The 22,286-nt window shown below is 68.4% G+C and carries 19 protein-coding genes, 1 tRNA gene and 1 other RNA gene; 11 read left to right on the top strand and 10 right to left on the bottom strand.

Going from position 1 to position 22,286, the window contains the following annotated elements; genetic code table 11:
- The coding region (locus ACIHAX_RS29440) for a DNA polymerase III subunit gamma and tau (RefSeq protein WP_397280808.1) at positions 1–1,888 on the bottom strand (1,888 nt) is incomplete at its 3' end.
- 450 nt (positions 1,889–2,338) lie between these two features.
- On the opposite strand from ACIHAX_RS29440, the gene ACIHAX_RS29435 reads away from it, so the two are divergent.
- The 4 genes from ACIHAX_RS29435 to ACIHAX_RS29420 all read left to right on the top strand — a co-directional run bounded on the left by ACIHAX_RS29435 (position 2,339) and on the right by ACIHAX_RS29420 (position 7,577).
- Entirely contained in the window at positions 2,339–3,157 is an 819-nt protein-coding gene (locus tag ACIHAX_RS29435) for a hypothetical protein (RefSeq protein WP_356963416.1), read from the top strand.
- 80 nt (positions 3,158–3,237) lie between these two features.
- Entirely contained in the window at positions 3,238–5,484 is a 2,247-nt protein-coding gene (locus ACIHAX_RS29430) for an MMPL family transporter (RefSeq protein WP_397280806.1), read from the top strand.
- Positions 5,485–5,528: 44 nt separating this feature from the next.
- Positions 5,529–6,170, top strand: coding sequence for a TetR/AcrR family transcriptional regulator (locus ACIHAX_RS29425; RefSeq protein WP_356963414.1), 642 nt, complete (start codon positions 5,529–5,531; stop codon positions 6,168–6,170).
- A gap of 90 nt (positions 6,171–6,260) precedes the next feature.
- Positions 6,261–7,577 (top strand): ammonium transporter, encoded by a 1,317-nt coding sequence (locus ACIHAX_RS29420; RefSeq protein WP_356963413.1) that lies wholly within the window; start codon positions 6,261–6,263, stop codon positions 7,575–7,577.
- Positions 7,578–7,713: 136 nt separating this feature from the next.
- On the opposite strand, the gene ACIHAX_RS29415 is transcribed toward ACIHAX_RS29420, so the two are convergent.
- Positions 7,714–8,568, bottom strand: a complete 855-nt coding sequence (locus ACIHAX_RS29415) for a neutral zinc metallopeptidase (RefSeq protein ID WP_397280803.1) — start codon at positions 8,566–8,568, stop codon at positions 7,714–7,716.
- Positions 8,569–8,920: 352 nt separating this feature from the next.
- On the opposite strand from ACIHAX_RS29415, the gene ACIHAX_RS29410 reads away from it, so the two are divergent.
- Positions 8,921–10,552: a DUF2207 family protein gene (locus ACIHAX_RS29410; protein WP_397280801.1), complete on the top strand. Its 1,632-nt coding sequence runs from the start codon at positions 8,921–8,923 to the stop codon at positions 10,550–10,552.
- 62 nt (positions 10,553–10,614) lie between these two features.
- On the opposite strand, the gene ACIHAX_RS29405 is transcribed toward ACIHAX_RS29410, so the two are convergent.
- From ACIHAX_RS29405 to ACIHAX_RS29395, 3 genes are all read right to left on the bottom strand, one after another.
- Complete coding sequence (locus ACIHAX_RS29405) at positions 10,615–11,889, bottom strand: ROK family protein (RefSeq protein WP_397280799.1); 1,275 nt, start codon at positions 11,887–11,889, stop codon at positions 10,615–10,617.
- Between the two features lie 343 nt (positions 11,890–12,232).
- A complete protein-coding gene (locus tag ACIHAX_RS29400; RefSeq protein WP_397280797.1) occupies positions 12,233–12,943 on the bottom strand; it encodes a hypothetical protein in 711 nt (236 codons plus the stop codon).
- 125 nt (positions 12,944–13,068) lie between these two features.
- Positions 13,069–13,644 carry an HhH-GPD-type base excision DNA repair protein gene (locus tag ACIHAX_RS29395; protein ID WP_356963408.1) on the bottom strand — a complete coding sequence of 192 codons (576 nt, stop codon included), beginning with the start codon at positions 13,642–13,644 and terminating at the stop codon, positions 13,069–13,071.
- A 173-nt stretch (positions 13,645–13,817) separates the two neighbouring features.
- Here ACIHAX_RS29395 and ACIHAX_RS29390 point away from each other — a divergent pair, with 173 nt between their 5' ends.
- Positions 13,818–14,624, top strand: coding sequence for a methyltransferase domain-containing protein (locus ACIHAX_RS29390; protein WP_397280865.1), 807 nt, complete (start codon positions 13,818–13,820; stop codon positions 14,622–14,624).
- Positions 14,625–14,632: 8 nt separating this feature from the next.
- Entirely contained in the window at positions 14,633–15,073 is a 441-nt protein-coding gene (locus tag ACIHAX_RS29385; RefSeq protein WP_364435954.1) for an SRPBCC family protein, read from the top strand.
- 228 nt (positions 15,074–15,301) lie between these two features.
- Here the strand turns inward: ACIHAX_RS29385 and ACIHAX_RS29380 are convergent, their stop codons facing one another.
- Positions 15,302–16,591: an aminotransferase class I/II-fold pyridoxal phosphate-dependent enzyme gene (locus ACIHAX_RS29380; RefSeq protein ID WP_397280795.1), complete on the bottom strand. Its 1,290-nt coding sequence runs from the start codon at positions 16,589–16,591 to the stop codon at positions 15,302–15,304.
- A 214-nt stretch (positions 16,592–16,805) separates the two neighbouring features.
- Positions 16,806–16,900: signal recognition particle sRNA small type (gene ffs / locus ACIHAX_RS29375), an RNA gene on the bottom strand.
- Positions 16,901–17,028: 128 nt separating this feature from the next.
- Between ffs and ACIHAX_RS29370 the strand changes: the two genes are divergently transcribed.
- Positions 17,029–17,113 (top strand) — tRNA-Ser (locus ACIHAX_RS29370).
- Between the two features lie 230 nt (positions 17,114–17,343).
- On the opposite strand, the gene ACIHAX_RS29365 is transcribed toward ACIHAX_RS29370, so the two are convergent.
- Positions 17,344–17,628, bottom strand: coding sequence for a hypothetical protein (locus ACIHAX_RS29365; RefSeq protein WP_397280792.1), 285 nt, complete (start codon positions 17,626–17,628; stop codon positions 17,344–17,346).
- 66 nt (positions 17,629–17,694) lie between these two features.
- Here ACIHAX_RS29365 and ACIHAX_RS29360 point away from each other — a divergent pair, with 66 nt between their 5' ends.
- A complete protein-coding gene (locus tag ACIHAX_RS29360; RefSeq protein ID WP_364435963.1) occupies positions 17,695–17,853 on the top strand; it encodes a hypothetical protein in 159 nt (52 codons plus the stop codon).
- A gap of 30 nt (positions 17,854–17,883) precedes the next feature.
- Positions 17,884–18,591, top strand: coding sequence for a hypothetical protein (locus tag ACIHAX_RS29355; protein WP_397280790.1), 708 nt, complete (start codon positions 17,884–17,886; stop codon positions 18,589–18,591).
- Between the two features lie 12 nt (positions 18,592–18,603).
- On the opposite strand, the gene ACIHAX_RS29350 is transcribed toward ACIHAX_RS29355, so the two are convergent.
- On the bottom strand, positions 18,604–20,094 hold the full coding sequence (locus tag ACIHAX_RS29350; RefSeq protein WP_397280863.1) for a WS/DGAT domain-containing protein: 1,491 nt from the start codon (positions 20,092–20,094) through the stop codon (positions 18,604–18,606).
- Positions 20,095–20,268: 174 nt separating this feature from the next.
- Here ACIHAX_RS29350 and ACIHAX_RS29345 point away from each other — a divergent pair, with 174 nt between their 5' ends.
- On the top strand, positions 20,269–21,909 hold the full coding sequence (locus ACIHAX_RS29345; RefSeq protein WP_397280787.1) for a cytochrome bc complex cytochrome b subunit: 1,641 nt from the start codon (positions 20,269–20,271) through the stop codon (positions 21,907–21,909).
- 96 nt (positions 21,910–22,005) lie between these two features.
- Here ACIHAX_RS29345 and ACIHAX_RS29340 read toward each other — a convergent pair whose 3' ends face one another.
- Positions 22,006–22,215, bottom strand: a complete 210-nt coding sequence (locus ACIHAX_RS29340) for a DUF397 domain-containing protein (RefSeq protein ID WP_356963395.1) — start codon at positions 22,213–22,215, stop codon at positions 22,006–22,008.
- Positions 22,216–22,286: the final 71 nt, after the last annotated feature.

The following is a 22,286-nucleotide window of genomic DNA, read 5'->3' as shown; positions in this document are numbered from 1 at the left end:
CAGAACCCCGTCCGGCAGCCGGATCGGTCCCTTGCTGTCGCCCGGCGGCCGGATCGACGACCGACGAGGCCGCCCGCGCATTCGTTTCCTGCTCCGACGATCCGCGCTCAGACGTCGCCGAAAGGTCGGAAGGCATTCGTGCCTCTTCGGTTTCGGACGAGAGATCGCCCGGCATCGCGCTCGCACCACGCGCGGCGGCGGATGACGCAGACGGCGAGCCTGCCGTCCCGCGTTGCGGAGCACTCGATTCGATGGTCGCACTCGCCTCTCGCCGCGGCGTCATTCCTGCCGCACCACCGGATTCGGCGAAATCCGGTTCGTCCACCCGCACAGGGCGATCCGTACCCCCTTGCGCAGGCGAACCCGGTGCGACCGACTCGCCAACGACAGGCTCCGTCGGACGCCCGCCTCCGGCACCCGGGAATTCCGCACCCGCACTGGAGCCCGCCGTATCGGCAGACGGATTCCCGGCTCGCACACCACCGACCGGCGTCGTGTCATCGACGTTCCCCGCACCCGCGGATGCGCCTCCGGCACGCTCCCCTGCCCCGACATGCGCCGAACCACCGGCTTCCGCAGCGCTTCCCGAGCGGTCACCCGCGCGGTTCTCGCGACGAATCGCGGCCAGCGCCTCGGCACCTCGGCGACGAGGCGGGTCCGACGGCGAACCAACCGCGGGCGACGGCGCGGGAGCATGCGCCGACGACGCGGCGGGCGCCGGGGCGATGGAACCACCGGCCAAACCGCGCTCGAGCCTTTCCAACCGTTGCAGGGTGGCGGATTCCGCGTCGGACACCGAGGGCAGCAACATGCGCGCGCAGACGACTTCGAGCAGCAGTCGCGGCGCTGTGGCGCCGCGCATCTCCCCGAGACCTTCGTGCAGCAGCTGGGCGTAGCGGGTCAAGGTGGCCGAACCCAATCGCTCGGCCTGATCGCGCATCCGGTCGAGCACGTCGCCGGGGCCGGTGACCAGGCCGCGTTCGGTGGCGTCGGGCACCGCCCGCAGGAGGATCAAGTCGCGGAAGCGATCGAGCAGGTCGACGGCGAAACGGCGCGGATCGTGGCCCGCCTCCATCACCCGGTCGACGGTGCCGAACAAGGTTGCGCCGTCGTCGGCGGCCAGCGCTTCGACCGCGTCGTCGATCAGCGCCACGTCGGTGACACCGAGCAGCGAGACCGCGCGGGCATACGTGACGCCCTCGGGGCCTGCGCCGGCCAGCAGCTGGTCCAGCACGCTCAGGCTGTCGCGCGGTGAACCGCCGCCCGCGCGAATCACCAAGGGGTACACGGCTTCTTCGACCGGCACGTGCTCCTGCTCGCAGATCCGCCCGAGCAGCCCGCGCATGGTGGCGGGCGGCAGCAGCCGGAACGGATAGTGATGCGTGCGCGAACGGATGGTCGGCAGCACCTTGTCCGGCTCGGTGGTCGCGAAGATGAAGATCAGGTGCGCCGGTGGCTCCTCGACGATCTTGAGCAGCGCGTTGAACCCGGCGGTGGTCACCATGTGCGCCTCGTCGACGATGAACACGCGATACCTGGACTCCGCGGGCGCGTAGAAGGCGCGGTCCCGCAATTCCCTGGTGTCGTCGACACCGCCGTGGCTCGCGGCGTCGAGTTCGATGACATCCAAGTTTCCCGGGCCGCCCGGCCCGAGCGCCACACACGACGGGCAGGTGCCGCATGGCGTCGAAGTGGGCCCTTGCGCACAGTTCAACGATCGGGCGAGGATGCGCGCGGAAGACGTCTTGCCGCAGCCGCGCGGACCGGAGAACAGATAGGCATGGCTGATCCGCCCCGTGTCGAGCGCGGTACTCAGCGGGTCGGTGACGTGTTCCTGACCCACCACCTCAGCGAATGTTGCCGGTCGGTACTTCCGGTACAGAGCCACGGCCAGAGGTTACCGGCGACCACCGACAACGCGCATGCCCGCCTACCGCCCGGATCAGCCGCACACGGTCGTCGATAAATGTGATCCAAGTCACAACATGCGCGTCGCCTTCTTCGGCGGCCGACCGGGACATGCGCAACAGCAACCTCAGAGCTATCACTTATCCTGCACGTGCGAATACCGGACGCACCCGCCGCGGCATCCCGTCGCGGCCGGAAAAGATGGACTCCGACCCCGATTTACCTCCACTTTTTGGAAATAACGAAACCGTCACCATGGGTGACATCGATGCAATCGTCTGGCTAACGTGGCAGACGGCAACTTCGGTAGCCAAACCTTCATCAGGTTGGTGACCCCGGCCGGTCCCTCATCCCGACCGGGGCACAACCAACAAAGCTCCGCCAACGGGTGACCAGCGCCAATCCCCACTTCCACCGGAGGACCGTCCACGTGTCGTGTGACGACATCGCCGCCGCCTGGCTCTCCAGCACCGATTTCGCAGGCGACCGCTCCGCCGTCGCCCTCTTGAGCCGCGCCATCAGTCCCCAGGAGTTCGCGATCAAGCGCGACTCGCTGCCGGTGACCGCGGCCGCCGATCCGGCCACCGCCGCCGCCATCCTCGAACTTCTCGAACGCGGCCAGGTGCCAACCATGGCGGCGATCCGCACCCTGACCGCGCAGAACGAGATGCGCCGCGAGGCCGAGCGCATCGAACGCCTCGGCCGCCGCGCCCAGCGCAGCATCGACGACTTCGGCCGGGTGCTCGCCAAACTCGCGGACGCGCACTGGACCGCGCACGGCTACGGCCCCACCCGCCGTGACGTGCTGTGCACCGAGCAGATCATGACGCTGATCCGCACCCGCGTCGGCAATATCGCGCCGTCGGCGGTCAAACACCTCTGGCTCATCGAGCGCGCGCAGCGCGCGGGGTGGATCGCCTCCAACGCCAATCCCCGGTCCCTGTGCGCGGCGCGGCGTTTTTACGCGGCGCAGTACGGCAACCGGGTGTCGCTGCGTCCCGTGAACACCATCGGCACCGCGATCGCGACGTATCTGGCGGACTACCAGGCCGAGCACGGCCGCCCGCCGCGCTGGTCGGTGGTCGCGCAAGAACTGCGCGACGACCGGGGCCGCCGGATCTTCCACAACACCGCCGATGCCCGCGCCCAGCAGCTGTGGCTGACCACCGCGGAATGGGTGGAAATGTGCGACGACCTTCCCGTGCCCGGCCGAAGGGGCTTGCGGGCCATCCGTAAGTCCCGCGGTTGACCTCGGGCGCGTCGTGCGAGTTCGACAGCATAGGTTAACGACGTTACTCTAACGCCGTTAACCTAGCGAGCGGAGCCGCGATGCTGACCCGGATGGCCCGATTCATCACCCGATCTCCCCGTACCGTGCTGGCCGCGGCGCTCGCGGTCGCCGTGCTCTGCGGCGTCTTCGGCGCTACCGCGCCCGCGCACTTGAAATCGGGCGGTTTCACCTCCGCCAATGCCGAGTCCGCTCGCGTCGCCCAGTTGATCGCGGACAACTTCGCCGGGGCGGCGCCCAATTTCGTCCTGCTGGTCAGCTCGGACGGGGGCGCGGACGATCCGGCCACCAAGGCGGCGGGCACAGTGCTGGCCGACTCGCTCAAATCCCGCACGGACGTCCAGGGCGTCCAGTCCTACTGGACCACGCCGCAGCCGCTGGCGAACGCGTTACGCAGCACCGACGGCAAGAGCGCCTTGGTGGTTGCCTACATCGAAGGCGACGAGACCCAGGTGCAGCAGACCGCGAGCGACCTGGAACGGCAGTTCGCGGGCGTCTCCAACGGCATCACCGTGCGCCAGGGCGGCATCGCCGCGATCTATCACGACGTCACCGAGCAGACCACCCGCGACCTCGCGCTGGCCGAGGGCGTCGCGGTGCCGCTGTCGATGATCGTGCTGATCCTGGTGTTCGGCAGCCTCGTCGCCGCGTCCCTCCCGTTGGCCATCGGGGTGTTCGCCATTCTCGCGACGCTGGCGCTGCTGCGTATGTTCACGCTGTTCACCGATGTCTCCATCTACGCGCTGAACATGACGACGGCGATGGGGCTGGCGCTGGCCATCGACTCCAGCCTGTTCATCGTCAGCCGTTTCCGGGAAGAACTCGCCAACGGCTTGGATCCATCCGCGGCCACCATCCGGTCCGTGCAGACCGCGGGGCGCACCGTGCTGTTCTCCGCGCTCACCGTCGCGCTCTCGATGGCCGTCCTGAGCGTGTTCGACCTGTACTTCCTGAAAAGCTTCGCGTACGCGGGCGTCGCGGTGGTCGCCGCCGCGGCGATCGCGTCGATCGTGGTGTTGCCCGCGGCGCTGGTGCTGCTCGGCCATCGGGTGAACTCCCTCGACCTGCGGGCTCCGCTGCGCCGCCTGTTCGGTCGCGGCGCGCCCGCACCCGGTCCGCAGGCGCCGGAAGACACCGCCTGGTACCGGCTGGCCGGCGTGGTGATGCGGCACGCCGCGCCGGTCGCGGTCGCGATCATCGCGCTGCTGCTCGCGCTGGGCGCGCCGTTCCTCTCGGTCAAGTTCGGTTATCCAGACGATCGGGTGCTGCCGGACTCCGCCGCCAGCCGTCAGGTCGGCGACGCCCTGCGGACCGAGTTCCCCCAGTCCGATCCGGTCGCCAGCACCACGATCGTGCTGGACGGCTATCGCGGCGACAGCGCGGCCCTCGGCGGATACGCCGGGCAACTGTCCAAGGTGGACGGCGTGCCCGCGGTGCTTTCGGCCGCGGGCGTCTACGTGACCGGCGCGCGAGTCGCGCCGCCGCCGCCCGGAATGATCAACGACACCGGGACCTACTTGAGCGTCGCGACCAAACTCGACCCCTTCTCGCCCGCCGGTGACCGTCAGCTGAAAGCGATCCGGGCGGTCCCCGCACCGGGTGACGCGCTCTACGGCGGCGCCGCGGCGGCCAACGCCGACTCGCTGCAGGCATTGGCCGCCCGGCTCCCGCTCGCCGCCGCCTTGATCGCGCTGACCACGTTCGTCGTGTTGTTCCTGTTCACCGGCAGCGTCGTGCTGCCGGTCAAAGCGCTCGTGCTGAACACCTTGTCGCTGGCCGCCGCGTTCGGCGCGATGGTGTGGGTGTTCCAGGAAGGCCACCTGTCGGGCCTGCTCGGTTTCACCGCGGTCGGATACTTGGTGCCGACCATGCCGATCCTGATGTTCTGCCTGGCCTTCGGCCTGTCCATGGACTACGAGGTGTTCCTGCTGTCGCGGGTGCGCGAGGAATGGCTGGCCACGCACGACAACACCCGCGCGGTCGCGATCGGCCTGGCGCGCACGGGCCGGATCTTCACCGCCGCCGCCGTGCTGATGGCCATCGTGCTCGGTGCCCTGGTGACCGCGAAGGTGTCGTTCATGCAGCTGCTCGGGCTCGGCCTCACGCTGACCGTGCTCGCCGACGCCACGCTCATCCGCGGCTTGCTCGCGCCCGCGCTCATGCGCCTGCTCGGTCCGGCCAATTGGTGGGCGCCCGCACCCCTGGCCCGCCTGCACGCCAAGATCGGGTTGACCGAGGGCGAGGAGGACACCGCAGCACGCCCGCTGGAAACCGCGGGACGCGCATGATCGGTGGGAGGCGTCCGCGGTCGCCGCGCGGTTCCGGAGCCCAGTTGCGCGACGAGATCCTGCGGGCCACGGCCGAGCTGCTCACCAGCACCGGGCACGCCGACGCCGTCTCGATCCGGGCGGTGAGCAAGCTGGTGGGGGTGAGCGCGCCGTCGATCTACCGGCACTTCGCCGATAAGGACGAGCTCCTCGAGGCGGTCGTGGCCAAGGTCTTCGAAGACCTCGCCGACGCGATCCGGGCCGCCACCGACCCCGCGACCTCTCCGTTGACCCAGCTGCACGACCAAGGCATGGCCTACGTCCGTTTCGCCCTCGAGCATCCCGAGCAGTACCGGCTGGCGACCGCGCCCACCGAGACCGGAGGAGCGGTGGATCAGGTCCTCACCAGCGGGGCCTTCCAGCATTTCGCGGCCACCGTGCGCAAGTGCATGGACGAGGGGACGATCGCGCCGCGCGACCCGCTGCCGATCGTGCTGGAGCTGTGGTCGGTGGGTCACGGCATCGCCTCCCTCCTGCTCGCCAAACCCTTCCTGCCCTGGGGTGACGCGGAAGCGACCGCCTCACGCGTGATGGGCGCGGCATGTATCGGCTACACCGTGCTCGACCTGGTCGGCGCGGACCCGCCCACGCCGGACGCGGTCGCCGCGTGGCTGCGCGGTGTCCGGAAGGATCAGCCCTCCGCCTGACCCGGGAGTCACACTTTCCCGATCTGTTGTCGGCCCGCGAGCGACCATTCGGTAACTTCCTCGCAGCGCATCGCGCGGAAGGAGTAACCCGTGTCCCCGACCATCGACCCCGCGGCCACCGCTTGGCTGCTGATCAGCACGGCCCTCGTCTTGCTGATGACCCCCGGCCTGGCCATTTTCTACGGCGGGATGGTGCGCTCGACCGGCGTGCTCAACATGCTGATGATGAACTTCATCGCGATCCCGCTGGTGACCGTGGCCTGGCTACTTTTCGGCTACAGCCTGGCGTTCGGCGCGGACGCGGGCGGCGGCCTGATCGGCGGCCTCGATCACCTGGGCATGGCGGGCATCGATCCGGGTTCGGTGCACGGCTCGGTGCCGGAGTTGTTGTTCGTCACGTTCCAGCTCGCCTTCGCCGTCCTGACCGCAGCGCTGATCAGCGGCGCCATCGCCGACCGCGCCAAATTCTCCGCGTGGATGATCTTCGTGCCGGTGTGGGCGCTGGCGGTGTACGCGCCGATCGCCCACTGGGTGTGGGGCCCGGACGGCTGGCTCGCGCGGTTCGGCGCGCTGGACTACGCGGGTGGACTGGTGGTGGAGATCGCCTCCGGCGCGTCGGCCCTGGCCCTCGCGCTCGTGCTCGGCCCCCGCATCGGATTCCGGACCGACGCGATGCGCCCGCACAATCTGCCCTTCGTGCTGCTCGGCGTCGGCCTGCTGTGGTTCGGCTGGTTCGGCTTCAACGCCGGTTCGGCGCTGGCGGCCAACGGCCTCGCCGCGGCCGTCTTCCTGAACACGCTGGTGGCGGGCTGCCTCGGCATGCTCGGCTGGCTGGCGGTCGAGCAGATCCGCGACGGCAGGCCGACCACCTTCGGCGCCGCCTCCGGCGTGGTGGCGGGCCTGGTCGCCATCACGCCCTCGTGCGGGTCGGTCAACACCCTGGGCGCGGTGCTGGTCGGGCTGGCCGCGGGCGTGGTGTGCTCGTTCGCGGTGGGCTGGAAGTTCAAGGCCGGTTACGACGATTCACTCGACGTGGTCGGCGTGCACTTCGCCGGTGGAGTCGTCGGCACCGTGCTGATCGGCTTGCTCGCCACCGCGGTGATGACCGGCGGCGCCGATGGGCTGTTCTTCGGCGGTGGACTCGCCCAGCTCGGCAAGCAGCTGGTGGCGGTGCTGGTCGTCGCGGCCTACGCCTTCGGCGTCTCCTTCGCGCTCGGCAAGGGCATCGACCGGCTCGTCGGCTTCCGCGTCAGCAAGGAGGACGAGACCGCCGGGATCGACTTCGCCCTGCACGCCGAGACGGCATATGCGGAAGGGGTGCACGGACACGCGCCCCGCCGCCTCGGTGAGGGGCATTTCGGACGTCCACATCCCGATCGCACGCTCGACGACGATCCGAAGCTCTGATCGATGGGGCCACTCCCGGCAATCGGCACCGGCTCGGGGCGGTATCGCGGACTATCTCACCGGGGAGCGCTGCCGCCCTTCGCCCGGCCTGAGCCGGACCGGATGACCACCGCGGGGCGAGTGCCCGCTCGGCGCGTCAGCTGACCGAGCCCGCCGACGCGGTGAACGTATTGCACTGGGCCGCACGGTTCCTGTTCAGTCCGGTCTCGAACCACTGACCGCCGTTCTCGGCGGACCCGTGGTCGCGCATGTCCCCGGCTTGGTCGCCGCGCCCATAGGCGTCCTTGCGGGCCACGGTGATCTGCGGATCGGTCAGCGAGCCGCCTTTCGACGACGAGGAGAGGTACATGCCGTCGAAACAATTGGCCTGCAATTCGACTCGCCGGGACAGTTCCAATCCCTTGGCGGTGCGCGGCCCGGCGTCGGCCCGATCGCTGTTGGCCTTGCGCAGAATGCCGGACATCGCCTGCACATGGTGTCCGTACTCGTGCGCGAAGACCGAGAGGTAGACCACCCAGTTGTCCTTGAAGTAGTCCGTCTGCAACTGGCTGATCGGCATGTAGATGGTCTTGTTCGCCGGGCAGTAGAACGCCGCGAAATTGCTGGTCGAGCCGGTGCACGGCGTGGTTATGCCCGACGTGGTCGCGCTGACGTTCAGCGACGGCGGCTGGAACGGCAGATTCGCCTCGCGCAACACGGGTTTCCACGCGGACTCCAGGCACGACGCGGCGCTTTCGAAGAACTTGCGGGCGGCGTCGACCTGGGTGCCCCACGGCGAGTAGTCGCATCGCGCCGGAACGAGTGTCGTGCTCGGATCGGTCAGCAACGGGTTGGTTCCGGTTTCCGACGGTCCGGTCGAGCCGTCCGGCTGGGCGTCGAACGTGAAACTCGGTCGCGGGCCGGACGCGTCGTTGTCGCCGCGTCCCACCGAGATCGCGTTGCGCACCAGCCCCGCCGCGACCAGGAACACGATGACGATCAGCAGCACCACCCATCCACCGCCACCGCGTTTGCGCCGCGGCGGGTAAGGAGGCCGTCCGGGCGGACCATAGGGCATCGGCGGAGGGACCGGAGAGCCGTAACCCGCTGGCGGTCCGTAACCGGGCTGGGCATACCCCGGCGGCTGGCCGTAGCCGGGCGGCGGGCCGTATCCAGGTGGCGGACCGTAACCGGGGCGTGGTCCATAGGGCGCACCGTAGCCGGGCGGCGGAGGAACCGGACGCCCCCTGTGCGGGACCGGTCCGTGTCCGTACGGTGGTTGTGTCACGCCCCCGTACCCCCTCGTCTCAGTGATCGCCGACAGCCGCTGACGCAGAATAGCAAGCTGTCTAAAGTAGGCAGCCATGCTGACTTTTCGGGGGGCCGCCCTAGGCGCGCTGCTTCTCGCCATCGCGGCAATGTTCGCGGCGGCCCCGGTCGCCCAAGCCCAGCCCGCACCCGACGGCGTGACCATCACCGCCGATCTGAAGCTGAATCGCGAGGGTGTCCTCGAGGTCGTCGAACAGATTTCGGTGCCGACGGACGGATCGTTCCGGATGTCGCTTCCACTGCGGCTGAAGGTGAGCGACGACGCCGAGCGCGTCTTTCGGGTCACCGATGTGAACACCGAAGGCCCTGGCACCGCGACGGTCGCGAACGACCAGTTCACCATCGAGGCGCGGCCGGGCAAGTCCACCTTCCAGTACTCCGTGCAGAACACCGTCAGTGACGCGCCGGGCACCCAGGTGTTCCATTGGCTCGGCGTGCTGGGCGCCGACATCGCGTCCATCAGCGCCTCGCTGATCAGCCCGAGCTTCGAAATGGGCATCGTGGACTGCAAACTCGGCCCGCCCGGCAACACCCGCCCGTGCGCCGACGTCAAGATCGAGTCCGACGGCGTCCTCTTTCTCGAGCAAACCGACCTGCACAAGGGCGACGCGATCGACCTGACGCTGCAATTGCCGCCCGGCACCGTGCCGAGCAACGCCGACGTGCGCGGCGGCGGCGACGCGGGCCCCTTCGCGATCACCGCCCCGGTGCTCGTGGCGTTCGGTGTCCTGCTGCTCGCGCTGGCGATCCTGGTCGTCTTCGTGCTGCGCGCCCGCCGCCAGGACGCGACGGTGGGCGGCGGCACGGAGACGATCGACCCGCTGCTGCGCGAAGGCGATCGAGTGCAGTTCACCTCACCCGAGGGCGCGCTGCCCGGCGAGGCCGGCCTGCTGCTGGACGGGTATGTCGATCCGGTAGACATCGCCGCCACGGTGGTGGATCTCGCGGTGCGCCGGTACATCCGGATCACGCCGCTCAGCGACAGCGACTGGCGGATCACCCGGGTGAATACGCCCGACGATCAGCTGCGCGACTACGAGAAGGCCGTCTACCAGGCACTGCTGCCCGGTGGCGCCGACGCCGTGACACTGGGTGAGCTGCGCGCGCCGGGGCGGATGACCTCCGGTCCGGTTCGCGCCGCACTGATCGCCGACGCCGTCGCCCGCGGCAACTTCCTCGATCGCCGACGTCCCGGCATCGCGGTGTGGCTCGGTGGGGCACTGGTGGTCGCGGGTATCGCGGTGACCGTAGCGCTCGCGCTCACCTCGGGGCACGCCTTGGTCGGTGTCGCCATCGCGCTCGGCGGTGGCGCGACTCTGCTCTCCCCGAAGTACCTGCCGGTGCGGACGACCCGGGGGCTGGAACTCGCCCGGCAGATCCGCGCGCTCCAGCGCGGCCTGGAGACCACGCGGCGCGAACATATCCCGCCGATCGACCAGGAGACCGTGTTCTCTCGCGCCCTGCCGTTCACGGTGCTCGGTGCGCGGGCCGACAATTGGATCCGGGCCTTCCGCGACCTCGATCCGTCGGCCGACGCGCAACCGGGCCTCTACTGGTTCGGCGGCTTCGAACGCGACCGCAACTTGCAACGCTTCGCAAGCCACTTCCCGTTCTTCATCACGGCGTTGGAAGGCTTGTTCGCGACCGCGGGCGACCCGCATCGGTAAACGCCCCACACGCACGAAAAGGGCGACCGGACAGCACGTCCGGTCGCCCTTCGTCGTATTGCTCAGTCGGTCAACGCGGTTCGCCGGACTGCGGCCAGCGGATCGGCGTAGAGAACGCTCAGCGAGGTCACCACGGCGGCGTATTCCTGTACCTTGCCGCCGAATCCGCTGATGCGAATATCGGTGGGCGGCAGCGTCGAACCCTGGTTGAACGCACGCGCCACATGCGCTACCGCCGGGCGATAGCCGGTGAAGGCCTGGCCACCGAGGATCACCCGATCAGGGTTGAGCATGTCGCGCACCATCGCCACGGTGTGGCCGAGGATGGTGGCCCGCTCGGCGAGCAGCTCGCGCGCGGATTCCGAACCTGCCTCCGCCGCGCGATACAGATCCGCGATGGTCGAGCCCGCGGTTCCGTTGTGCGCCGGGATGATGCCGCGACCGACGGCCCTGGAATGCAGCGACCGATCACCGACGGTCACCTCCAAGCAGCCACGCCGTCCGCAGGTGCATTCGACGTCCGAACCGGTGGGCAGGTGCGCGATCGATCCTGGACCGTTGCTCGGCGTGTGCACGCGACCGTCCAAAGTCACCGCGATACCGGCGGTTTCACGCACGTAGAAATACAGGCTGCTGCCCCGCTCGACGCGGGCCTGGCCTTTGGGCTCACCGGTGGGCAGCAACAGCTCCGAGCCTGCCATCGCCTCGACGTGCGGCGCGACCGAGACGGGCAACTCCAGCACCTCGCCGAGCACCGAACCTACCTGCGCGCCACGCCATTCCAGCTTCGGGTGGTCGACGACGCCGGTCAGCGGGTCGACTCGGCCACCGATCGCGACACCGGCCCACAGCGCTTTGCGCCGGTGCCAGCGCTGCAGGAACGCTTTGGCGCTGCGGGCGACGGTGGTGGTGGCGAATTCCTGGCCGGTCTGCGGCGTCGCGATGGCCAAGCCGCCGAGGATGCGGCCGCGCAGATCGGCGGCGACGATCTTGGTGACCGCGGCGCCGATGTGGATGCCGATGGTCAGGTAGGCGTCGTGATCGATTTCGAAGGGGACGCGGGGGCGTCCGACCGCACCCGAGGCCGTCAGGTCGGGACGTTCCCGCAGCAGGCCGGCCGCGAGTAGTGCGGAGACCTGGCGGTTGACCGTGGCGATGCTCAAACCCGTTGTGCGCGCGGCATTGTCGCGGGAGACGGGGCCACCGGTCGCGGAGCGCAGCACCGCGGCCGCCGGATTGTCGCCGATGCGGAGTTCAGGGGCGACAACCGGGCGCTGGACGCGGGCACGGCTGCCCGCAACCCTGGAGACGGATCGTTCAAGGGTGGGAAGGGACATTGTGCAGATCCTTGCTGAAGTCCCGTAATCGAACGGGACATGCCTACATGGGCGGCGAGGCAGCAAACGAGCAGGAAAAACAGCTCAGCTGCAGCAAGAGAGGCGACACAGTTCGCGTGTCAACGGCAGCCGCAGACCCAACGCGGCGGTCACGTAAGTGACGCGCAGGAGGTTCCATCGGCCGGCAGACATGTCATTAAAATTAACACCGATTTGCCCGACGCACCAACCCTCGACGCGCCGCTGTGTGCACACGCACATTGTTTCCCCAGGTCGCGAGCACGCGAAAAAGACCCCGCTCACCCGGAAGACGGGCAGAGCGGAGTCTTTTCACGCGGAAGGATTACTTCGGTGCGACGAACGGCTGATTGATCGTCGTGAAGTACTGGATCGCGGCGCCGATGGCGACCGGGGCGGTGATCAGGATCTGACCCGCGAGGGTGCCGAGCGCGCCGACGGCGATGATGCCGCCGAGGCAGCCGATGGCCGCCGCCGGGATGAACGCGCCGAACAGGCCGACGATCGCGGCGGAGGCGACGGTCGCGCCCGCGATGCCGCCGAGCACGCAACCGATGGCGCCGCCCGCCAGGCCGCCGACGAGCGTGCCGATGGTCGCACCGGCGGCGATCGTGCTGGTCAGACGGGTCCAAGCGGCGACCTCACGGTCGTACTCGGTCTTCCACGGCGCCTTGTCCTCGTACGGCAGAGCGACCGGCTTGTAGACCGCGTGTTCCCGGTCGAACACCGGCGTCAGCGTCGCGGTGCGACCGGAAATGGCTGCGGCGATCGGGAATTCGAAGTCGTCGAGCTGAAACCGCAGCGGCTGCGCGGCGAGCACGGTACCGTTGGAGGCCTTCACCTCGAGCACCTCGTTCTCGACCACCAGCGAGCCCGCGTCGATTTCGATGATCGACTGGGTATCGGTCGCGTGCGCGGTGAAATTGATTGCGCTTTCCGCGTTTTCTTCTGCCGGGGCGGCACCGGACGTACCAGCGGCCACTCCGGTCGCAATGGTCACCAGCGCCGCCACCACGGCGAGCTTCCTCATCCTCATGTCCTGCAATCCCTCATCTCAGGTGGAGCCGTACCAGCCAAAAGCATCGGGCACCGACTCTGCGATAACGAGGAAAAAACGCAGGGCGATTTCAAATAGGCAACCGGGGAGTTACGGTCACCGGACTACTTCGCTTTGGCTGCCGCTTTCGCCTGCTTCTTGAATTCCCTTACCTGCGCGAGGGATTCGGCGTCGGTAACGTCGGCAACCGAACGGCGCGAGCCCTCGTCGCCGTACGCGCCCGCCGCCGCGCGCCAGCCTTCCGGCCGCACGCCACGTTGCTTGCCCAGCAGGGCCAGGAAGATTTTCGCCTTCTGCTCGCCGTAGCCGGGGAGGTCCCGCAGGCGGCGCAGCACCTCCTTGCCGTCCGGGTCTCCCGCGGTCCAGATGTTCTCGGCCTTGCCGTCGTAGTGCTCGATGACGTAGCGAGCCAGCTCCTGGGCGCGCCGGGCCATGGACCGCCCGTAGCGGTGGATCGCGGGCGGGGTCGCGGCGAGATCCTCGAACTCCTGCGGATCGGCCTCGGCGATGCGCTGGATGTCGAAGCCGCCCATCCGGTCGGCGATCTTCTTCGGGCCGCGGAAGGCGTGCTCCATCGGATATTGCTGGTCCAGCAGCATGCCGAGCAGCGTGGCGAAATGGTCCTCGGTGAGTAGCCGATCCGCCTCGGCGTCCTGCGCCAGGCACAGCGTGCGCGTCACTGTCCCGCCTCTCCGTCTATTCGGGCAGTACCAGACTAGTCATCGACCATAGTGACCCACCTCACATCCCCTACGCGCGGGTAGATGACCTGCCGCGTAGGCTCCAGGCCATGCCTCAGACGACGGCGACACCGACCAAGACGACGGCAACGGCCAGGGATGGACACGGGCCCATGAACACCTACGCATTGCGCCCCGATCGGTTCGACCGAGCGGGTCAGGATCAGCTCGTCGACGTGCGCGACCTACAGGCCGCGCTGCCCGGTATCCGCCGCTTGCGCACCTGGGCGCACGAAGCGCTCGCGCTGCGGCCGGGCGAACACGCCGTGGACATCGGCTCCGGCACCGGGTCGGAGGTCATCACCTTCGCCGAAGCGGTCGGCCCGAACGGCAGCGCGGTCGGCGTCGAGCCGGACCCGCAGCTGCTCGCCTCCGCCGAGCGCCGTGCCGCTCAGGCCGGCTCGACGGCCAAATTCCACTCGGGGGATGCCTACGGCGTGCCGTTCGGCGCGGACTGCTTCGACGCCGTTCTGTGCGAGCGCGTCTTCCAGCACCTCACCGCCCCCGCCCGCGCGGCCAACGAGATCGCCCGCGTGCTGCGTCCCGGCGGACGCGTGGTCGTGGTGGACAGCGATTGGGGCACGGCGATCGTGCACCCCGGTGACCGGCGGGTTGTCCGCGAGGTGATCGACACACTCGTGTCGGCGACCACCAATCCGCTGTCGGGCCGTCGCCTGCCCGGCCTGCTCACCAAGGCGGGCCTGGTGGTCGACGACATCGGCTCGGAGGCCCTGGTGCAGGACCGCAGCGTGGGCGCGGGCTCGCTGATCACCAGGATCTCGGCGATGGCGGTCGCGCGCGGCGCGATCACCGAAACGGAACGCGATCAACTGCTCGCCGACCTCGACGCGGGCGCCGCCAACGGCGACATCCATCTCTCGGTGACGATGTTCGCCGTCCTCGCGCACAAACCGCGCTGACCCGGCCGATGGCCGTCGACGTGCTGACCGACGTCGTGATCAACCGATCGCGCGAACTGGTCGCCGCGTATTCGGCCGATCCGGGGCACGCTCCGGCCTGGTACTCGCGCATCCACAGCGTCACGTGGGAAACGGAGCCGCCGCTGCGCGTGGGCTCGCGGATGACGTTCGTCGCCCACTTTCTCGGCGGCAGGCTCACCTATACCTACGAGGTGGCCGACTACGCGCCCGGCCTGCGGCTGGTGATGCGTGCCGTGACAGGTCCGTTTCCGATGGAGACCACCTACACCTGGGCCGATACGTCCGAAGGCGGTACCCGCATGACGCTGCGCAACCAGGGCGAGCCGAGGGGCCTGCGAAGGCTGGCCGCGCCCGTGCTGGAAGCAGCGATCCGGCGGGCGAATCGCGCGGACCTGGCGAGGTTGAAGGAACTGCTGGAGACCGGGTAAGCGTCGGGCCTCGGTCAGGGTCCCGTTCGCGGCGCGGTTTCCGTCAGTGCTGCCAGCTGTGCGCGCGTCGCAGCACGGCTCGAAGCGGGCTCTTCGGCAGCGCAGCCAGCCGTCCCGCCTCGATCGGAACACTGTCTCCTTCGTTTCGGCCGCGCCTCCGGCGTTCGATACAGACGGGAACGCCCGGCACGAAATCCATGCCGGGCGATCAATCGTCGGGGTCTGCTCCTACTTGCCGAGCAGCCTCTCGGTGGCCGCCAGCAGCACGCACGTGGCCAGCCCGTCCATCGCCTTCTCCAGCTCGGGCAGCTTCGGGAAGCTCGGCGCGATCCGGATGTTCTTGTCCTCCGGATCGTTCCGGTACGGGAAGGCCGAACCGGCCGCGGTGAGCGCGATGCCCGCCTCCTTGGCGAGGGCGATCACCCGCGCCGCGGTGCCCTCGAGCACGTCGAGGCTGATGAAGTAGCCGCCCTTGGGCTCGGTCCAGGAGGCCACCTTGGAGGCGCCGAGGCGGTCCTCGAGGATCTTCAGCACCAGGGCGAACTTCGGCTCCAGGATGGCGCGGTGCTTCTGCATGTGCGCGCGCACGCCGTCGGCATCGCGGAAGAAGCGCAGGTGGCGCAGCTGGTTGATCTTGTCCGGGCCGATGCTCTTCTTCGAGGCGTGGCTCAGATACCAGTCCAGGTTCGCGGTGGAACCGCCGATGAAGCTCACGCCCGCGCCCGCGAAGGTGATCTTCGAGGTGGAAGCGAACACCAACGGGCGGTTCGGATTTCCGGCGGCGGCGGCCAGCCCGAGCACGTCGATCACCGGGGCCGCGGTGTCGGTGAGCGGGTGCACCGCATACGCGTTGTCCCAGAACAACCGGAAGTCGGGCGCTGCGGCGGGCATCGAAACGAGTTCGCGGACAACCTCTTCGGAGAAGACGACGCCGGTCGGGTTGGAGTAGTTCGGCACCGCCCACAGACCCTTGATCCGCGGATCGCTCGCCAGCAGCTCGGCGATGGCGTGGGTGTCCGGGCCGTCGTGGCGCATCGGGATCGGGATCATCTCGAAGCCGAGCGCCTCGGTGATCGCGAAGTGCCGGTCATAACCGGGGGCGGGGCACAGGAACTTCAGCGTGTCCTCGGCGGCCCAGCGGCGCTCGGAATCATTCGTGCCGTACAGCATCGCGTAAGTGATCACGTCGTGCATCAGCTCGAGGCTGGCGTTGTTGCCCGCGAGCAGGTTGTCCACCGGGATGCCGAGCAGCTCGCCGAAGATCGCGCGCAGTTCCGGGAGACCGTGCAGGCCACCGTAGTTGCGGCAGTCGGTGCCGGTGCCGTCACGGAAATCGCCGTCGCCGGGCAGGCGCAGCAGTTCGGCGGACAGGTCGAGTTGCTCCGGCGAAGGTTTCCCCCGGGTCAGGTCCAGCGTGAGCTTCTCGGTCTTGAGCGTCGCGTAGTTCGCGGTCTGGGTGTCGTGCTCGAGCACGAGCTCCTCATGGCTCATCAAACCGATCTGCGTTTGCCGGGGCATCCTGGGCAGCCTTTCAAGCAGCGAGGGGACGATGGGTTTGGCCGGACCGATGTGCGGCGGCGACCGAACAGTTGTCCGCGCAGACGCACGTGCACCCGCGGACGGTGTTCACGTTACCCGTGCAGCGGCCGGAATTGGAGGCGTTATCCGAGGGCGGGATGCAGAGGCGAAACCGAACCGCGCCCGCACCGGCCGGGCACCGCACGAGGCCAATGAAAGGGGACCCCGCGCACCCGGCAGAGCCCGTTGACCCTTGCTGCCTTCCGGCCCTGGGGGGATTCACAGGATGCGCGCCGCGCGGGATCCGTCGGCCAGTGTAGCGCCTCCGGCCCGCAAACCCATCTTCCGGGTCCACCACCCCCGATCGACCAGGCACTTCCCCCACGTCACCCCACCTATTTGGCGACCGGCCGGGGGCTACCGGTATGCTGCTCCACGGAGGATTCGCCTAGTGGCCTATGGCGCTCGCCTGGAACGCGGGTTGGGTTAACGCCCTCAGGGGTTCAAATCCCCTATCCTCCGCCGAAGAAAGGCCTGGTCAGGACGGTTTTACTCCGTTCTGACCAGGTCTTTTCTCATCGGTGGCCGAACGCATCGAAGAGATGTCGGCTCGGTCGTAGCGCCGCTGGAGGGTGACCCGGCGGGCAGATGCCGACTCCGTGACCTGCGTCGGTCAGCCTGTCCGACGAATAACGCGCCCCCACCTCCATTGATTCGGGCGCGGGCCGAATCGCTGTATCCGGTGTGCCGGCCTACTTCTCCAGCTTCTCCAACATCCACGTGCCGAGGGCGTACATGTCGTCGGCGGGGATGGTGCGCGTGTGGTGCAGGGGCGGGGTTATCCAGCGGAACCGACGCCACCCAATGGCCGGACGGATGACCCAACCGCCGTATTCGCGGTGAGGATGCCACTGGCCCTCACCGGTATAGCCGGGCTCGCGGGATTCACGCCGGAACCAGGCGTGCATGTGGCGGCGCAACAGAAACCAGCGAGTGGACCATGTCGGAGGGCCGCTAGTGATAACGAGCAGCTTCATCGGAGTGAACCTAGCACTGGAGGATGGCGGGCACGGTTTCTTCGCGCCGGCCATACTGCGTTGCAAGTGGTCGAGCAAACCGCGTCCGACCGTGTCGCGAAGAAGCTGGCGGGGGTGTACAACCGCACCGGGCAGTTCGTGACGGTGGGCGCGGTGGTCGAGCTCGCGCGTGAACGTGGTGTGCCGGTCGATGTCGTGTGGCCGAACGGCGCCGCACGGGACTGACACCGGTCGAGCTTTCAGATTCCCCTCGGGTTGCCGGACGAGCCCAGTTCGTCCGATCTGGGCTGTGCGACTGCCCATTCCGGTGGAATGATCTTCTCCGTGACTCAGTGGCTCCCGCTCTTCGGTTCTCTCATCGTTGCCATTGCGGCATTGGTCGGCGTGCTGGTCAACAACCGCACGAACCGTGCGGCGCTCACCGCCGCGGACGAGCGGAACCGGGTCACCTTGGACGCGGCGCAGCGCAATGTGGAGTCGACCAACGCGGCGGCCGAGCGGCGCGAGCACGACAAGTGGCGGCGGGAATCGGTGCTGACCGCGGTCTCGTCCGTGCTGTCCATCTCGAGCGACGTCCGCCAGCAGTTGCTGCATTGCGAACTCTGGGAGGCCGACGAGCTCGATGAGATCGATACGGAGATCCGGCAGATCATCACCGGCTCGCGAGGCTACATCAGCAACCTGCGCGTCGTGTCGCATCGCAAGATCCCCAATCGCTGCGAGGACCTGATGCGCACGCTCACCGCGGCGCTCAACATCAGTTTGCAGCGCCGCCGGATCGAATTCGACGGCGAGGCCACCGCCGAAGAGATCACCGAGATCCAGGCGCTGTGGTCGCGGGCGATCGAGAACACCGTCGAGGAGGAGCGCTCGGTCATCAACGCAACCCGGCTCGAACTGGATATCAAGATCTCCGCCGAAGTGCACCAGGCCGCGCCGCAGCCGGCCCTCGCCCGTTCTTGACCGGCGGGCTCGTCACACCGATGGCGACGCCGGAGCGGAGTCGACCCGCGTGAGGTGCGCTTCGAGCAGCGCGGCACGCAGGTGGGCGGCGTAGGCGTCGAGGTCGGGCAGCACCGCCGGGTCGGCGTGCAGGGAGATGGTGACGGTGTCGCCGAGTCCGTGCACGCCGTGGGTGAGATGCATGACGGAACCGAGGGCCGGGAACCCGGCCGTGAACCGTACCGCGCCGCCACCGAACGAAAGATCGGCTGGACCACGGTCGACACTCGAGACGACGGTGTGGCCCGCGATCGAGTCGGGCACGGCGTCGAGGGGGTAGCGATCCACGTCGCGGCGCAGCAGCGGGGCCGGCATGGCCGCGGTGACCCGGCCCTGCGCGGACAGCAGCGGGTGCTGGGCGCGGACGCGCCGGTCGGCGAGCGCCGCGGCGATCTTGTCGGCGCGCAGGCGCAGATCGGGCTCGTCGATGAACAGGTCGACGCCGAGACCGCGATAGTTGTTGCGTGCGCGGCCGGCTTCGGGAAGCGCCATCGGCACCTGCGCACCGAGCCGCTCCACCGGCTCGCCCACCTCGGCCAGGTAGCGGGCGAGCGCCAGCGACACCGCGGTCAAGACGACCACCGTGACGGTGCGGCCGGGCACCCGCAGGTCGGCGGAGGGGAACACCAGCATTCGAGCTTCGTGCCGCGAGATGCCTTGCGGTGAAGACCGATTCAGCACACTCGGCGGGAAACCGGCTGCGGGTGGCGGCACTTCACCCGATTCGGTCAGTTCCGCGAGCCGCCACTGCGCCCGTAATGCCTGGTAGCCGCGCACCGCGGTCGCCGCCACCCGGACCGGCGTGCGCAGCACACCCACCGCCGAGTCGACCAGCACCCCGGCCGCCGACACCGCCTCACCGATCGTTCGCGCCCGTGCCGTGACCTCCGGCCGCCGCGCGAGGGTCTCCAGCCGCGATCCGGGCGCGGTCCTGGCGTCCGCCGCCGAACCCGCCGCTTCGGGCGCCGCCGACGCCATCCGGCTTCCGTCTTCGACCGCGGGAGTCTCCGAGAACAGCGCACGCGCGATCGCTGAGGACCGCCGCCCATCGGCCAGGGCATGGGACATCTGGAGCACCGCCACCAGCGCGGGCTCGCCGCCCAGCCCCGGCGCGTCGGCGATGGCACGGAACACGTGCAGCCGCCACGGGTGCACGGCGGCATCGACTCCGGTGCCGAGCAGATCGCCGAGGACCTCCAGCAAGCACGACCAACTGCGCTCCGGCAGTTCGTGTTCCACGAATTGCTCGGCGCCGAATTCGCATCGGGTCCACATCGGGTAATCGATGTCCGCGGGCAGTTCGCGCAGCCGGACCCCAAGGTCGTCGATCCGCGCGCTCCGTTCGGCGACGGCGGCGCGCAGTTCAACCGTGGGCAGTCCACGATCGGCGAAGCAATACAACAGAAAAAGGTCGTTGCGCGTACGTTCGGACAACCAATACATCGTCGCGTCCTGCGGTGCCATCGCGCTCACAGGTAAAACGATATCGACTCGGGCCGGATCGCCTCCGGCGGGCCGGAGCAATGTGAATGATCTTGTTCCACAATTCCGTCCGGAAAATCCCATCGATTCCGCCACGCAGCTCTGCTACCGTCTGTAGTAGGAACGGATACCACTCACCCAGGCGGGGTGTCGGCCATGGCTATAGATCTAGCTCGCAGAATCGCCAACCAAGCCGATGAGGCGGACGAGCGATATAAGGCCGCCGCGTTCGTCAAGCGGTCGATCAACAAGGTGTTCCCCACGCATTGGTCGTTCCTGCTCGGCGAGATCGCGCTCTACAGCTTCATCATCCTGCTGCTGTCGGGCGTCTACCTGACACTGTTCTTCGACCCGTCCATGACGGAGGTCGTCTACAACGGCTCCTACCAGCCGATGCGCGGCGTGACCATGTCCCGGGCGTACGAGACGGCGCTGAATCTGTCCTTCGAGGTTCGTGGCGGCCTGTTCGTGCGGCAGGTGCATCACTGGGCGGCGCTGCTGTTCGCGACCTCGATCATCGTGCACCTGTTCCGTATCTTCTTCACCGGCGCGTTCCGCAAGCCGCGTGAGGCGAACTGGGTGCTCGGTTCACTGCTGCTGATCCTGGCGATGTTCGAGGGCTTCTTCGGTTACTCGCTGCCCGACGACCTGCTCTCGGGCACCGGCCTGCGGGCCGCGTTCTCCGGTATCACGATCTCGATCCCGATCATCGGCACCTGGCTGCACTGGCTGATGTTCGGCGGCGACTTCCCCGGCGACATCATCATTCCGCGGCTCTACATCGCGCACGTGCTGCTGTTCCCCGGCATCATCCTGGCGTTGATCGCCGCGCACGTGGCGCTGGTGTGGTACCAGAAGCACACCCAGTTCCCCGGCCCAGGCCGCACGGAGAACAACGTGGTCGGCGCCCGGATCGTGCCGGTGTTCGCCGCCGACCAAGGCGCGTACTTCGCCTTCACCCTCGGCATCGTGGGCCTGCTCGGCGGCATCTTCCAGATCAATCCGATCTGGAACCTGGGTCCGTACAACCCGTCGCAGGTGTCGGCGGGTTCGCAGCCGGACTTCTACATGATGTGGACCGACGGCATGGCGCGATTGATGCCGCCGTGGGAGCTGTACCTGGGCCGTTACACCGTGCCCGCCGTCTTCTGGGTCGCCGTGATCATGGGGCTGGTCTTCGTCGTCCTCATCGCCTATCCCTGGATCGAGAAGCGGCTCACCGGCGACATCGGCGCGCACCACAACCTGCTGCAACGTCCCCGCGACGTGCCCGTTCGCACGGCCATCGGCGCGATGGCCATCGCGTTCTACACGGTGCTCACGCTGTCGTGCGTCAACGACATCATCGCGTACAAGTTCCACATCTCGCTCAACGCGACGACCTGGGCCGGACGCATCGGCCTGCTGCTCGCGCCCCCGATCGCCTATTTCCTGGCCTACCGCATCTGCATCGGCCTGCAGCGCAGCGACCGGGCCGTGCTCGACCACGGGGTGGAGACCGGCGTGCTCGTGCGCCTGCCGCACGGCGAGTACATAGAGGTCCACCAGCCGCTCGGCCCGGTGGACAAGCATGGCCACCCGGTTCCGCTGGAGTACCAGGGCGCGCCCGTGCCGAAGAAGATGAGCAAGCTGGGCGCGGCGGGCAAGCCGGGCACCGGCAGCTTCCTGCGCGCGGATCCGCGGGACGAGAGCGCGAAGCACTTCGAGATCGAGCACGAAGAGGAACGCAAGCAACTCGCGGTGCTGCGCAAGGTTCAGGAACGGGCGAACGGCGACGGAAACGGTTCCGCCCACTGAACATTCGGCACCCGACCCGCCCGGAAAACCGCGAAGGCCCCGAGTCCGATACGACCCGGGGCCCGCTTTGCCTTGTTCAGGCGATTCCGGAGCAGTTCAGCCGCACCGGAATGCTCCCGTCGAGACCCCCACTAGGAATGCATCCCACTCACCCGGCGCAAACGCCAAGACCGGACCACGTCCACTGGCTTTGGTGTCACGAACCGCGACACGGCCGTCGACGAGAAAAGCTACTTCCACACACGCTCCATCCGGACCGCTGTATGTGCTCTTGCGCCATACAGCGCCCGTCCAACCAACCTCCACGGTACTAGCTCCTTTGCTGCGTCGAGAGCGAGATTTCTCCTGACATCGTTCCAGCTAGCAGCGGTATCCGA

Origin of the sequence: Nocardia sp. NPDC051929, from assembly GCF_044548645.1 — a bacterium.
GTDB lineage: Bacteria > Actinomycetota > Actinomycetes > Mycobacteriales > Mycobacteriaceae > Nocardia > Nocardia sichangensis.
The sequence above is the reverse complement of the archived record's forward strand: the minus strand, read 5'-3'. Positions and strand labels throughout refer to the sequence as shown.

Coding starts and splice junctions, on each gene's coding strand:
- ACIHAX_RS29430 (WP_397280806.1), top strand. CDS start 3,238: ATGCTGACCCGGATGGCCCGATTCATCACCCGATCTCCCCGTACCGTG.
- ACIHAX_RS29410 (WP_397280801.1), top strand. CDS start 8,921: ATGCTGACTTTTCGGGGGGCCGCCCTAGGCGCGCTGCTTCTCGCCATC.
- ACIHAX_RS29405 (WP_397280799.1), bottom strand. CDS start 11,889: ATGTCCCTTCCCACCCTTGAACGATCCGTCTCCAGGGTTGCGGGCAGC.
- ACIHAX_RS29400 (WP_397280797.1), bottom strand. CDS start 12,943: ATGAGGATGAGGAAGCTCGCCGTGGTGGCGGCGCTGGTGACCATTGCG.
- ACIHAX_RS29390 (WP_397280865.1), top strand. CDS start 13,818: ATGAACACCTACGCATTGCGCCCCGATCGGTTCGACCGAGCGGGTCAG.
- ACIHAX_RS29385 (WP_364435954.1), top strand. CDS start 14,633: ATGGCCGTCGACGTGCTGACCGACGTCGTGATCAACCGATCGCGCGAA.
- ACIHAX_RS29380 (WP_397280795.1), bottom strand. CDS start 16,591: ATGCCCCGGCAAACGCAGATCGGTTTGATGAGCCATGAGGAGCTCGTG.
- ACIHAX_RS29365 (WP_397280792.1), bottom strand. CDS start 17,628: ATGAAGCTGCTCGTTATCACTAGCGGCCCTCCGACATGGTCCACTCGC.
- ACIHAX_RS29350 (WP_397280863.1), bottom strand. CDS start 20,094: ATGGCACCGCAGGACGCGACGATGTATTGGTTGTCCGAACGTACGCGC.
- ACIHAX_RS29345 (WP_397280787.1), top strand. CDS start 20,269: ATGGCTATAGATCTAGCTCGCAGAATCGCCAACCAAGCCGATGAGGCG.